This window comes from Corallococcus sicarius (genome assembly GCF_003611735.1).
Lineage (GTDB): Bacteria > Myxococcota > Myxococcia > Myxococcales > Myxococcaceae > Corallococcus > Corallococcus sicarius.
Map to the genome: position 1 here is coordinate 29642 of NZ_RAWG01000009.1, position 14957 is coordinate 44598.

The window sequence follows — 14957 nt, forward strand, 5'->3', positions numbered from 1 at the left end:
AGGCCATCACCGCCGATGAACAGCTCGCCAGAGACGCCCGCGGGCACCGGCTGGCCGTGCCTGTCCAGCACGTAGAGCTGCGTGGCGTTGATGGGCCGGCCGAGGGGGATGGAGGTGCCCACCTGGGCCACGTCCGTCATGCGGTGCGCAGAGGCGAAGACGGTGGTCTCCGTGGGGCCGTAGCAGGCCGTGACGGGGATGCCCAACTCCTGCACCACACGGCGCACCTGCGGCGCAGGGATGACGTCGCCGCCCGTGAGGACCTGCCGCACGCCCTTGAGGACTTCGGGCTTCAGATCCACCACCTGGACGAAGAATCCCACCGTCAGCCACAGCGTGGTGACGCCGTGCCGCTGGATCGTGCTCGCCAGCAACTCCAGGTCCGAGGGTGGGCTGGCCGGGAAGACGACGAGGCGCCCACCGAAGAGCAACGGGGCCCAGACCTCGAACGTGGAAGCGTCGAAGGAGATGGGCGCCATGAGCAGGAACGTCTCATCCGGGCCCAGCTTCGCGTACGGCGCGTGGTGCAAGAGGCGCAGCACGCCCCGGTGCTCCACCGCCACGCCCTTGGGGCGGCCCGTGCTTCCGGACGTGAAGTCCACGTAGGCCAGGTGGCGCGCGTGCGTCCCCGCGTGCACGGGCGTCGTCGGCTGTTCCTCCAGACGCAGCTCCTCCACGAAGAGGCAGGGCAGGGCGTCGTCCACGGCCAGCTTCGCGCGCACCTCTCGCGTCGTCAGCAGCAGCTTCGGCGGCGCATCCTCCAGCATCGCGGCCAGTCGCTGCGCCGGGTACGCGGCATCCAGCGGCAGGTACGCGCCGCCTGCCTTGAGGATGCTCAGCAGCGAGACGATGAGCTCCACCGAGCGATCCAGGCACACGGCCACCAGGACGTCCGGCCCCACGCCGTGCTGGCGCAGCAGGTGCGCCCCCTGGTTCGTGCGCGCATCCAGCTCCGCGTACGTCAGCCGCGTGTCCCCGAACTCCAGCGCCACCGCGTCGGGCCGTTGCGCGGCCTGCGCCATGAAGAGGTCTTGAATGCTCGCGTCTCGCGGGTACTTGCCGTCCGTCGCGTTCCACGCCACCAGCACCTGCTTCTGCTCCGCCTCGCCCATCAAGGGCAGGTGCGCGAGCGGCGCCTCCGGATTCGCGGTGACCTGACGCGCGAGCTCCAGGAGGTGCTCCGCCATCCGGGCCACGGTCGCCTCGTCGAAGAGGGCGGTGGCGTACTCGAAGCGGCAGGTGATGCCCGCGCGGTTCTCCCAGATCTCCAGGGCCAGGTCGAACTTGGACGTGCCCGTGGCGACCTCCACCGGGGTCAGCTCCAGCGACGGCAGCTGGGCCTTGGCCTCCGGCGTGTTGAGCACGTTGAGGACGACCTGGTACAGCGGCGTGCGGCTCAGGTCGCGCGGAAGGCTCAGCGTGTCCAGGATGCGCTCGAACGGCGCGTCCTGGCGCGCGTAGGCCTCCAGTGCCTGGGTGCGCACCCGGCCCAGCAGCTCACCGAAGGACGGCGTCCCCTCCAACCGCGTGCGGAAGGCCAACGTGTTGACGAAGCAGCCAATCAGGCCCTCCACCTCGGGACGCGTGCGGCCCGCGATGGGCGTTCCCACCACGAAGTCCTCCTGGCCCGCGTAGCGCGACAGCAGCGTCTGGAAGAGCGCCATCATCACCATGAACGACGTGGCGCCCTGCTTGCGGCCGAGCGCCAGCAGCGGCTCCGCCACGTCCGCCGGGAGCTGGAAGCGATACAGCGCGCCCTCGAAGGACTGCATCGCCGGACGCTGCCTGTCCGTGGGCAGCTCCAGCGTGGGCGCCCCGCGCAGTTGCTGCTTCCACCACGCGACCTGCTCCTCCATCACGGCGCCTTCCAGCCACTGGCGCTGCCACACCGCGTAGTCGGCGTACTGCACCGGCAGCGGCGGCAGGGGGGACGGCTGGCCCGCGTTGAAGCTCGCGTAGAGCACCGTCAGTTCGCGCGCGAGCACCATCGTGCACCAGGCGTCGGACACCGCGTGGTGCAGCACCAGCGCCAGCACGTGCACCTGGGGCTCCACGCGCACGAGCCACGCGCGGAGGACGACCTTCTCCAGGTCGAAGGGGAGGGTGATGAACCCCTGGCACAGCCGCACCATCTCCGCTTCGCGGGCCTCGGGCGTCGCTCCGGTCGCCTCCACCAACGGCAGGGGCAGGCCCCGCGCCGGGTGGACGAGCTGCACCGCGCGGTCGTTGCGCAGGGCGTACGTCGTGCGCAGCACCTCGTGCCGGGCCACCAGCGTGTCCAGCGCCGCCTGGAGCGCCGCGGTGTCCAGCTCGCCCGTGAGGCGGAAGGTGGACCCGTTGTTGTACGCGCTGCTCGAAGGATCCAACTGCTGGAGGTACCAGAGCCGCTGCTGCGCGAACGACAGCGGCGGCGGCGGGTTCCGGGCGGCCTTCGGGATGGGCGGCGGCCCGCTGGGAACAGCCGGGCTCACCCCGGGACGCGCGGGCGCTTCCGTGCGCGGACGCGCCACGGGCAGGCGCAGCGTCACCGGCTCCACCCGACCCTCCGCGCGCAGCCGCACATGACGGCCCGTGCGCAACAGCCGCGCGGAACCCTCCAGCGGATGCGGGACCCAGCGCTGACGCTCCTCCTCCTCGGCCTTCCACAGGCCACCGGGGAGCCCGGCCCCGGACAGGGCCAGCTCTCCCACCACGCCCTCGGGGACGGGCTGGCCCGCCGTGTCCAACACCCAGGCCTGGAGGCTCTCCGGGACGCGCTCGTCCGGCGAGCGGGGCAGGAGTGCTCCGTCACCGCTGCCTCCGGACAGGAGCACCTCCACCCCCGCGGCACGGTGCAGCGCCGAGGCCAGCTCCGCCGAGGCGTCCTCCAGCACCAGCGCGCCCACCGCGCCCAGCGACCCACGGGCCCCGGGCAGGTCGGCCAGTGAACGCGCGAGCCGGGCCGACGTGTGCATCAGCACCGCGCCGGACTGACGCGCCAGCGCGAGGAGCCCCTCCACCCCCTGTTCGCCCTCCACCAACACCTGCTCCTGGCGGGCGGCGCCCTCCGCGTCCAGCCGTTCGCGCACCGTGGCCAGCCGGCGCAGGCCCTCCAGCACCACCGGCGTTTCGAGGCCGAAGTCGAGCAGCGCCGCCACTTCGTCCACGTCCGCCTCGCGCACCTCGCGCAGACGGGCCAGCCCGCTCTCCACCGTGCCGATGAGGCCCGTCGTCTTCGCGTGGTGCTCGAAGGTGTGCTCCAGCAGCGCGTTGATGTCGTCCGGGGACAGCTTGCTGATCTCACCCTGGTAGCCCTGCGCCAGCAGCAGGGACGTGGAGATGTCCGCCGAGCTGCGGAAGTAGTCGAGCAGCGGCTGGCGCACCGTGCGCAGCACCTCCTGCTCCTCGTCGCCCAGGTACGTGTGCAGCATGCAGGTGATGTGGCCACGGCCCGGGTGGCCGTTGCGGCGCCACGCGTCGCGGTAGAGGGCCACCTTCGACTTCAGCTCCTCCAGCGAGTGCGACATCAGGCCCGTCAGCACGCCCGCGCCCAGCTCGCCCGCCAGCCGGAAGGTCTCCGGGTTCACCGTCGCGGTGAGCCACACCGGCAGCTCCTTCTGCACCGGCTTGGGCCGCAGCGACAGCTCCACCGTCGTGCCCCCGCCCGCGGGCCGCGTCACCTTCTCGCCGCGCCACAGCGCGCGCAGCGTCTTCAGGTTCTGCAGGAGGATGTCTCGCCGGTTCTCGTAGTTGGCCGGCGCGAAGGTGAAGTCGTGGACGTGCCAGCCCGTGGCCACCGACAGGCCCACGCGGCCCTGCGACACGTTGTCCACCACGGACCACTGCTCCGCGATGAGCAGCGGATCATGCAGCGGCAGCACCACGCTGCCGGAGCGCAGGCGCAGGTTCTTCGTGACGGCGGCGAGCGCGGCGGAGATCACCGCCGGCTGCGGGTAGAGGCCACCGAAGGAGTGGAAGTGCCGCTCCGGCGTCCACACGGCGGAGAAGCCGTTCGCGTCCGCGAACTTCGCGCCCTCCAACAACAGCTCGTACTTGGGCCCGGTGATCGAGTCCTCGTCGTTGGCGAAGTAGATGAGGCTCAGCTCCATCGCCTTCGCGCGGGGACCGCCGCCCCCCAGGCTCACCAGCCGCGCCGTCACCTGCTCCGGTGGGAACACCACGCGCAGGCCTCGGGACAGCGCCCAGAGCGCCTCCAGGTCCGGCCGGTCCGGCGCGGACTCGCCCGCGGCCAGCCACGCGCTCCCCTCGGAGGGGGACAGCCGTGCATCCAGACCGACGAAGAACTCCGCCAGCTCCTGGTGGGCCAACGCCCACGCGGGCTGTCCCGACCCCCGGGGCAGCAGCCACGCCAGCGTGTCCGCGTTCGCGGCCTCCGCAAGCGTGCTCGCGGGCTCCTCGGACGCAAGGACGTCTTCCACGTACAGCACGCGCGACGCGTCCACGCGCACGGAGGTGACGAGGTCGCGCGAGGTGACGAGCACCGGCACACGGGCGCCTTCGGGCGCGTAGCCCGGCAGGACGCCCAGCTCGGAGGGCCCCAGCGCCAGGCCCGCGCCGCCGGCTTCCAGCACTCCCCAGAGCACGGCCAGCTTCTCCGGCGAGGGGCGCAGGCTCACCGCCACGGGCGCCCCGGCCCCCACTCCGAGCGACTTCAGCCGCGAGGCCAGGGTGCCTGCCCGGGCGCCCAGCTGGGCCCAGGTCCAGTGCGCGTCACCACGCGACACGGCGACGGTGTCCGCCTGCCGCGCGCGCCGGTGCGCGAGGAGCGCGGGCACGGACGGGGAGCCGGACAGGGCGCGGGGGTGCGGCCATGCGCGCCGCTCGGCCTCCGTGGCCAGCGGCAGGTGGGAGACCTGGGTGTCGGGGTTGGCGAGCGCGGCCGACAGCAGCACCTGGAAGTGCTCCATCAGGCGCTTAGCGGTGCCCGGGTCGAACAGCTCCGTCGCGTACTCCAGCGCGCCGTGGAGGCGGCCGGCGGACTCGAAGAGCACCAGCGTCAGGTCCGACAGCGTGGCGCCCCACTGCACGGGCGTGCCGGGGACGTCCACCAGCGAGCCGCGCAGGCCGGTGAGCTCCAGCGTCGTCGCGCCCGCGCTGGCTCCGGAGTGGAAGACGAACACGGAGTCGGCCATGCGGCCCCTGCCAATGTCCTTGCCCGGGATGAGCGCTTCCACCAGGTACTCGAACGGCACGTCCGGCCGCGCCTGGGCGTCGTTCACCTCTTCGCTAATCTGGGCGAGCAGTTCGCGGAAGGTCGGGGCGCCCACGAAGCGGGTGCGGAACGCGGCCGAGTGCGCCACGTAGCCGATGAGCGGGAACAGCTCCGACCGGGTGCGGTTCGCGATGGGCGTGCCGACGATGAGGTCCGACTGACCGCTGTAGCGGTGCAGCAGCGTCTGCCACGCCGCGAGCACGGTCATGTACCCGGTGAAGCCCTCGCGCCGGGCGAAGGCGGACAGCTCCAGGGCGAGCGTCTCCGGGAACTCCACATCCAGCCGCGCGGAGGTGAGCGGGCTGGTCGCCGGCCTTGGCCGATCGGTGGGCAGGTCGATCTGCCGGGGCATGGCGGCGAGCCGCTGACGCCACCACTGCTCCTGTTCGGGCAGGCGCGCCTCCGCGATGCTCTGACGCTGCCACGCACCGAAGTCCGCGTACTGGAGGGGCAGCGGGGGCAGGGGAGACGGGCGCCCCTGGAGGAAGGCGTCGTAGAGCTGGCCCAGCTCCTGGACGAAGAGCGCGATGGAGATCGTGTCGCAGACGATGTGGTGGATGCCGGCCACCAGCAGGTGGTGCCGGGCCTCCAGGCGCACGAGCGTCGCGCGCATCACGGGGCCGTGGACCAGGTCGAACGGCTTCGCCGCGTCCTCGCGGGCGAAGCGCAGGGCTTCGGCTTCGCGCGTCTCCGGTGGGCCGTGGAGCTCCATCCGCGTGAGCGGGACGCGAAGATGGGCGTGGAAGCGCTGCACGGGGCGGCCATCCACCACGTCGTACGTGGTGCGCAGGGCTTCGTGGCGCTGGACGATCTCCTGGATGCCGCGCTCCAGCACGTCCGCGTCCACGACACCTTCGAGCCGCAGCACGAACGGGATGGTGTACGCGGACAGGCCGGGCAGGTGCTGCTCCAGGCGCCAGACGCGCTCCTGTACGAAGGACAGGGGCAGCGCCTCCGTGCGGGGCCGGGGCACCAGCGGCAGCTCGGTGGAGACGGGGGCCTGGGGAGCCAGGAGCAGCATCGGCTCCAGGCGCTGGGCGATGCCCGCGATGGTGGGGGCCTCGAAGAGCGCGGCCAGCGGCAACTGCACGCCGAACGTGTCCCGCAGCTGGTTGAGGAGCTGGGCGGCCGTCAGCGAGTTGCCTCCAATTTCGAGGAAGTTGTCGTCGCGGCCCACGAAGTCCATGCCCAGGCGCTCGCGCCACAGCGCGGCCACGCGCTCTTCCAACTCGCCGCGCGGTGCGTCCTCACGGCCCGGGGGAACGGGGGCGGGGACCACGGCGGCGGAGGCCGTGTGCGCGGTGAGGCCCGGCATCAGGGGACGCACGCCGGCCGTGGGCAGCGAGGACGGCGCCGGCGCCGCACCCGTGCCCGTGCTCGTCGCGGAGACCGGCCGCGCGTCGTCCACCCTGGCACCCGCTGGGACAGGAGCCGTCCCGGGCACCGGCGCGGCCACGTCCGGAGCCGGCGCCTGGACGGCACGCTGTACCGCAGGGGCCATGAAGTGGTTCGGCAGGGCGCGGGCGCGCGGCTCCACCCACGCGGCCTTCTCCTGGAACACGTACGTCGGCAGGCGCAAGCGCAGGCGCTGCTCGTGCGCGTAGAGCGCGGTCCAGTCCACCCGGACGCCCGCGGTCCACAGCTCGCCCACGGCCTGGAGCCAGGACTGCTGCTCCGTCGTCGTCCCACCCCGGCGCAGCGACGCCAACGCCCGGACGCGGTCGCCGCCCGTGGACAGGTTCGAGCGGATCAGCGGCGTCAGGTCCTGCCCGGGCCCCACCTCCAGCAGCACCGCGCAGCCCTCTTCCTGGAGCGCGCCCACCGCGTCGCTGAAGCGCACCGGCTGGCGCATCTGCTCCGCCCAGTACTCCGGCGCCGCAAGCTGCCCCGGCCGCGCCAGCGTGCCGGTGAGGCCGGACACGTACCGCACCGTCGGCTCCGAACGCCGCAGGGAGGCCACCACCCGCGCCAGCTCCGGCATCAGCGGCTCCACGTCCGCCGAGTGGAACGCGTGCGGCGCGGGCATGCGCACCGCCCCCGCCTTGCGCTGGCGCAGCTCCGCCTCCAGCGCCTCCACCGCGTCCACGGGACCGGACACCACGCACCGGTCCGGTGCGTTGATCGCCGCGACAGACAGCCGCTCCGACAGCAGCGGCAGCACCTGCGCCTGGGGCAGCGCCACCGCGAGCATCGCCCCCGGAGGCAGGTGGTGCATCCGCTCGCCGCGCGCGACCGCGAGGCGCATGGCGTCCTCCACGGACAGCACGCCCGCGACACACGCCGCCGCGTATTCACCAAAGCTGTGCCCCAGCACCGCGTGCGGCGTCACCCCCAGGTCCCGCCACAGCCCGGCCAGCGACACCTGCACGCTGAACAGCGCGGGCAGCGCCACCCGCGTGTCCGCCAGGTCCGCCGCGGCCTCCGCCTCCGCGCCAGCCTGGGGCGCCAGCAGCCTGGACACCCGCTCGCGCAGCGGCGCCTCCAGCAACGCGAGGCACGCGTCCAGGTGCGCGCGAAACCCCGGCACTGCCCCAGCCAGCTCGCGGCCCATGGCGACCTGCTGCGCGCCCTGACCGGAGAACACGAACGCCACGCGCGGCTCGCGCGGCGGACCCTTCACCGCCGCCACCGGCTTGCTCAACTGCCGCGCCAGATCCTCCACGTCCTTCGCCACCAGCGCCTTGCGGAACTCGAACACCTTGCGGCCCAGGGCGTGCGTGAAGGCCAGGTCCGCCAGGGACGGGGCCTCCATTCCGGAGCGCAGGTGCACCTCCAACCGCCGCGCCGCCGCCTCCAGCGCTTCGGGCGTGCGCGCGGACAGCAGGATCAGCTGGTGGGAGCGCGACGTGGGACCGCTCCGCCGCAGGGGCGCTTCCCCGAGGACGGCGTGGGCGTTGGTGCCACCGATGCCGAAGGAGCTGACCGCGGCGAAGCGGGGCTTCTGGCTCCGGGGCCACGGCCGCAGGGTGGTGTTGACGAAGAACGGGCCCGCCGCGAAGTCGATCTGCGGGTTGGGCTGCTCGAAGTGGAGGCTGGGCGGGATCTCTCCGTGGTGCAGCGCGAGCGCGGCCTTCATCAGGCCCGCCAGCCCCGCGGCCGTGTCCAGGTGGCCGATGTTCGTCTTCAGCGACGCCAGCGCGATGGTGCCCTGGTGCTCCGGCCCCAGGCCGTACGCGCGCGTGAGGGCCGCCACTTCAATCGGGTCCCCCAGCGGCGTCGCGGTGCCGTGGGTCTCCACGTAGCCGATGGACTCCGGCGACACGCCCGAGTTGGCCAGGGCCTGCGTCACCACGGCGGCCTGTCCCCGCACGCTGGGCGCGGTGAAGCCGGACTTGTGCAGGCCGTCGTTGTTGAGCGCCGAACCCCGGATGACGGCATAGATGGCGTCGCCATCCCGCACCGCGTCCTCCAGGCGCTTGAGCACCACCGCGCCCACGCCGTTGCCGGACAGCGTGCCCTTCGCCTTCGCGTCGAACGCGCGGCAGTGGCCGTCCGGGGAGAAGATGAGCCCTTCCTGATGCACGTAGCCCGTGCGCTGCGGCACGGCGAGCCGCGTGGCTCCCGCGAGCGCCACGTCGGATTCGCCGCCCCGGAGGCTCTTGCAGGCCAGGTGCACCGCGACCAGGCCCGTGGAGCACGCGGTGTAGATGAGCGTGCTCTCACCCGTCAGGCCCAGCTTGAAGGACGTCTTCGTCGCCAGGCTCTCGTGCGTGGCGGTGCCCTGAAGCTCCAGGAAGGACGCCGCGTCCAGCGGCATCGCCTGGCGCACGGCCTCCGCGTAGCCGGACGCACTGGCCCCCGCGTACAGCGCGATGGCGCCGGGGAAGCGCTCCGGATCCAGGCCCGCGTCCTCCAGCGCGGTCCACGCCGTCTGGAGGAAGAGGCGCTGCTGCGGATCCGTGAACTGGGCCTCCCGCAGGGACATGTTGAAGAAGGCATGGTCGAACTGCTCCACGTCCTCCAGGACGCCAGCGGCCGGGACGAACGCCGGGTGGTGCCACAGCTCCAGCCCCTCCGGCAGGCCGGGCATGTGCTCCAGCTCCTCCGCGGCGAAGTGGGTGATCGACTCCACGCCCCCGCGCAGGTTCTGCCAGAAGTCCGCCACCGTCTTCGCACCCGGGAAGCGGCCCGCCATGCCGATGATGGCGATGGCCCCCGAGGAGGCATGGGCCTTCGGCGCCAGCTCACGGGGCGCGGGGGCGACGGTGGCCGCCGGGCCCTGCGACTCGCGCTCCAGCCGCTGGGCGAGCGACTCCACGGTGGGGTGTTCGAAGAGCCACACCACGGGCACGTCGCGGCCCAGCTCCTCGCTCAGGCGCGCGGCGATGCGCACCACGGACAGCGACGTGCCGCCCAGGTCGTCGAAGAGGTGGTCGTGCACGCCCACCCGGTCGGTGGACAGCTCACGGGCCCACACGGGGGCGATCCGCTGCTCCAGCGGATGGAGGGGCTCCACGAAGCGGTCCTGCCGCCCGGTGGACGCGGCGTCCGGCGCGGGCAGGGCCTTCCTGTCCACCTTGCCGCTGGGGTTCAGGGGCAGGGTGGGCAGCATCACGAACACCGACGGCACCATGTACTCCGGCAGCCGCTGCCGCAGCGCCTCGCGCATCCGCGCCGGCTCCAGCGTCTGCCCCGCACGCGGCATCGCGTAGACGACCAGCCGCTTGTCCCCGGGCACGTCCTCGCGCACCACCGCCGCGGCCTCCTGGACCTCGGGCTGGTCGCGCAGCGCGGCCTCCACCTCCGCCAGCTCGATGCGGAAGCCGCGCACCTTCACCTGGGCGTCCAGGCGGCCCAGGAACTCCAGCACCCCGGTGGGAAGCCAGCGGACCAGGTCTCCCGTGCGGTACAGCCGCGCGCCGGGCAGCGCGCCATGCGCGTCCGGCACGAAGCGCTCCGCCGTCAGGTCCGGACGCGACACGTAGCCCCGGGCCACGCCGTCACCGCCCAGGTACAGCTCGCCCGGCACGCCCACCGGCACCGGCTCCCGCCGCGCGTCCAGCACGTACACCGTCGTGTTGGCGAGCGGCGCGCCGATGGGCACCGATGCGCCGGCCTGCTCGGGCCGCTCCACCGTGAAGGTGGTGGCGACCACCGAGCACTCGGTGGGGCCGTAGCCGTTGGTGAAGGGCCTTCCCAGCGTCTCCACCGCCCGGCGCACATGCGGCACGGAGACGATGTCGCCGCCCGCGTGCAGCTCCCGCAGCCGCCCGAGGATGTCCGGCCGGTGCTCCATCAACTGGGAGAAGAGGCCGGAGGGCAGGTGGGCGAAGGTGACGCCGTGGCGCTCCACCACCCGGGCGAGCGTGTCCATGTCTCCGGCGGGCACCTTGCCGGGGAAGATGACGAGCCGGCTGCCGTGAAGCAGCGGGGTCCACAGCTCCAGCACGGAGCCGTCGAAGGACACGGGCGCGAAGAGCAACCACGTGTCGCGCGAGCCATAGCCGGAGTACGGCTCCGCGTGGACGAGTCGCAGCAGGCCGCGCTGCTCGACGCCCACGCCCTTGGGCCGACCGCTGCTGCCGGAGGTGAAGATGACGTACGCGATGTTGCGCGGTCCCACGTCGACGGTCGGCGGGGTGGAGGGCTGATCCTCCAGCGTCAGTTCCTCCACGAAGAGGCACGGCAGGGACGCATCGGGGACGTGCAACCGTCCGCGCAGCTCGCGCGTGGTGAGCAGCAGGCGCGGCCGGGAGTCCTCCAGCATGAAGCCCAGCCGCTGCGCGGGGTAGGACGCATCCAGCGGCACGTAGGCGCCGCCCGCCTTGACGATGGCGAGCACCGTGACGACGAAGCCCACGGAGCGCTCCAGGCACAGCGCCACCGGGACGTCCGGCCCCACGCCATGGGCCCGGAGCACATGCGCGAGCTGGTTGGCCCGCGCGTCGAGCTGCGCATACGTCAGCCGTTCCTCCCCGTCCTCCACGGCGATGGACTCCGGCGTGCGCGCGGCCTGGAGCGCGAACCGCGCCGCGACGGTGCTGTCGGCGGGGTAGGGGCGCAGGGTGTCGTTCCACGCGACGAGCACCTGCTCACGCTCGTCGGACGTGAGCCAGGGCAGCCGGAAGACGGGGGCGTCCGGCGTCTGGACCGCGGCGTCCAGCAGCACGCGCAGGTGCCCGGCCAGCCGGGTCGCGGTGCCCGCGTCGAACAGGTCGGTGGCGTACTCCAGGAAGCCCTCGAAGCCGTGAGCGGATTCGGCCAGCGACAGCGTCAGGTCGAACATGGCCGTGCCGGTGTGCACGTCCAGCAGGCGCGACTGGAGGCCCGGCAGCGCGGGCGGATCCACCTGCGCGCCCTGGAGGTTGAACATCACCTGGAACAGCGGCGTGTGTCCGCGATCGCGCGGAGGCTTGAGGGCCTCGACGACCTTCTCGAAGGGCACGTCCTGGTGCGCGTACGCGCCCAGGGCCGTCTGCCGCACCCGTCCCAGCAGCTCCCGGAAGGTGGGCTCACCGGACAGCCGGGTGCGCATCACCAGCGCGTTGACGAAGAAGCCCACCAGGCCCTGGAGCTCCGCGCGGCTCCGGCCCGCGGTGGCCGTGCCCACGCTGACGTCGTCCTGCCCCGCGCGGCGCGCGAGCACCGTCTGGAAGGCCGCGAGCAGCACCATGAAGGGCGTCACGCCCTCCTGCACCGCCAGCGCCCGCACCGACGCCGCGAGTCCCGCCTCCAGCACCACGGGCACCCGCGCGCCCGCCGTTCCCCGAGCCGCGGGGCGCGGCCGATCCGTGGCCAGCTCCAACAGCCGGGGCGCGCCGCCGAGCTGCTGGCGCCAGTAGTCCAGCTGGGACTCCAGCCGGGCCCCGTCCATCCATTCGCGCTGCCAGTCGGCGTAGTCCGCGTAGCTCAGCGGCGGCGCGGGCAGGGGCGACGGCCGGCCTTCGAGCCGTGCCGTGTAGAGCGCGGGCAGCTCCCGCACCAGCACGGCCATGGAGGTGGCGTCGGACACGGTGTGGTGCATGACCAGCACCAGGACGTGCGTGCGTGCATCCAGCGTGAGGAGCGTGGCGCGCACCAGCGGGCCTCGCGCCAGCTCGAACGGGCGGCGGGCTTCTTCGTGGGCGAGGCGGGAGGCCTCGGCCTCCCGTTCGTGGGCCGGCAGGGACTCCAGCGACACGCGCGCGAGCGTCAGCGTCAGGTCCGGGGCGATGACCTGTGACGGCCTTCCCTGCACCTGCCGGAAGGAGGTCCGCAGGGCTTCATGGCGGGCCGCGAGCGCCGTGAGGCTGCCCTCCAGCGCGGCCACGTCCAGCGCGCCCTCCAGCCGCACCGCCGCGGGGAGGTTGTAGGTGGCATCGCCCGGAGCGTAACGGTCCAGGAACCACAGGCCGGCCTGGGCGAAGGACACCTCCCGCGCGCCTTCCACGTCCCGACGGCGCGGAGCGCTGGGGCCCGGGGCCGCTTCTCCCCGGAGGGCCAGCAGCCGCTGCGCCAGGGACGTGATGCTGGGGCCCTGGAGGAGCCACTCCATGGGAACGCTCAGCCCCGTGCCCGAGGACACCGCGTGCGCCAGCTCCACCGCGCCCAGGGAGTCCAACCCGAAGCGCGTCACCGGCGCCGAGACGTCGAGCTCCTCACGGCGCATGCGCACGTGTCGGGCCACCAGGTCGCGCAGCCACACCACCAGGTCCTGCTCGGAGCGCGGCGCCGCCGCGTCGCTTCCGGACGGCACCGCAGGGGATGCCAGGGCCGGGACCGTCGCGTCCCGCCCTGGGGGAGGAGACGCCTCGGAGCTGGCGAAGCCGGACGGCGGCTCGGACGGTGCCTCCCGCCACGTCCTCACCTCCTGCAACGTTCCGGTGAGGAAGCCCGCCCGGCACGCGTACCGCTGCACCTTGCCGCTGGACGTCTTGGGCAGGCTGCCCGGCTCGATGAGCACCACCGCGTGCGCCTGCACCTCGTGCAGCTCCGCCAGCCGCTGCCGGATGGACCCGAGGGCGGCGTCCACCGCCTCGAACTGCTGGCGCAGGCTCTCCAGCCGGCGCACGTCGATCTCCTGCACGACGACCGCGCGCTCCTCACCGCCCACGTCCACCGCGAACACCGCGCTGCCCCCCGGCCGCAGCGCCGGGTGGGCCGCCTCCACCGTCAGCTCCAGGTCCTGGGGGTAGTGGTTGCGGCCTCGCAGGATGATGAGGTCCTTGCGCCGCCCGGTGACGTACAGCTCACCCTCGGGCCGCAGGAAGCCCAGATCGCCCGTGCGCAGGTAGGGCAACGAGTCCTCATGCGCGATGCGCGCCTGGAACGTCTCGCGCGTCACGTCCTCGCGGCCCCAGTAACCCTTCGCCACGCTCGGGCCGGACACCCACACCTCGCCCACCTCACCGGGCGCGCGCCGCTCCAGCGTGTCCGGATCCACGATGGCGATCCGCTGCTCCAGCAGCGTCCGGCCGCAGCCCACCAGCGTCCGTGCCCCCGGTGTGCCCGCGCCTGCTTCCTCCGCGCGGTGGCGCTCCAGCGCGCTCCCGGAGATCGTCACCGACACCGGCGGCGCCGACTTCTGGCCTCCGGAGACGATGAGCGTCCCTTCCGCCAGCCCGTAGCAGGGATAGAACGCCTCGCGCCGGAAGCCGCTCGGCCCGAAGGCCTCCATGAAGCGATCCAGCGTCTCCGGACGGATGGGCTCCGCGCCGCAGAAGGCGACCTCCCAGCGGCTCAAGTCCAACGCCCGTCGCTGCTCGGGCGTGCTCTTCCTCACGCACAGGTCGAACGCGAAGTTGGGGCCGCCGCTGATGGTGCCCCCGAAGCGGCTCACCGCCTCCAGCCACGCCATGGGCCGCTTGAGGAAGGCCATGGGCGACATCAGCGTCACCGGGAAGCCCCCGTGCAGCGGCTCCAGGATGCCGCCGATGAGGCCCATGTCGTGGTACGGCGGCAGCCAGATGACGCCCACGCTGTCCGCCCGCGCCTGGAACGCGTGGTGGATGAGCCCCAGGTTGTGAAACAGGTTCGCGTGCGTGAGCATCACGCCCTTGGGCGTGCCCGTGCTCCCGGAGGTGTACTGGAGGAACGCCAGCGACTCCGCGCCCACGTCCGACGGCGTGCGCCAGTCCCGCTCGCCGCCCTCCGCCAGGGCGTCCGTCGCCATCCAGTGCAGCGCGCGGAAGTCCGGCGCCTGCTCGAAGACGAAGTCCGACAGCTCCAGGATGCCCGACGTCGTGAGCACCACCGACGCCTGCGCGTCCTGGATGATGGCGCGCAGGCGGGGCAGGGTGCGCTCCAGGCGCATCGGATCCGGCGGATACGCCGGCACCGCCACCGCTCCCGCGTAGAGGCAGCCGAAGAAGCCCGCTACGTAGTCCAGGCCCGGCGGGTACAGCAGCAGCACCCGTTCGCCCACCGCGCCCCGCGCCTGCAGCGCCGCCGCGATGCGCCGCGCTCGCGCGTCCAGTTCGAACGCGCTGAGCACCGTCTCCTCGCCGGCCTCCTCGCCCAGGAAGGTGTACAGCGGCGCATGGGCCGAGGGCCCCACCGCGAGATTCAACAAGACGCCAGGAAGGGTTCGCGAGAAGTCAGGCACGGGGGGAGCCATCCAAAGTGTCGGGAACGGAGACACTTCTTAGCAGCCCTTCCGCGTGAGCCTCAGTGACTCATGAGACCCGGCTCCGCCGATGAATCATTTCAGCCAGCTCAGGAAGTTCCATTGCTTCGACACACGCTCGCATCCTGAACCCACACCCGTGCGGAGTGAGACAGGCCGGAGTATCACGCAGGGTGAAGACTCCGGCCCACCCACCTTCCG

The 14957-nt window shown here is 72.9% G+C and carries 1 protein-coding gene (cut by a window edge); it reads right to left on the reverse strand.

The features are described 5' to 3' along the window. Positions 1-14735, reverse strand: the 5' portion of a protein-coding gene (locus D7X12_RS02655; RefSeq protein WP_120623688.1) for a non-ribosomal peptide synthase/polyketide synthase. Its footprint begins 17410 nt before the window's first position; 14735 of the gene's 32145 nt are visible here — the first part of the coding sequence; the start codon lies at positions 14733-14735; its stop codon lies beyond the left edge, outside the window. Between the last annotated feature and the right edge of the window lie 222 nt (positions 14736-14957).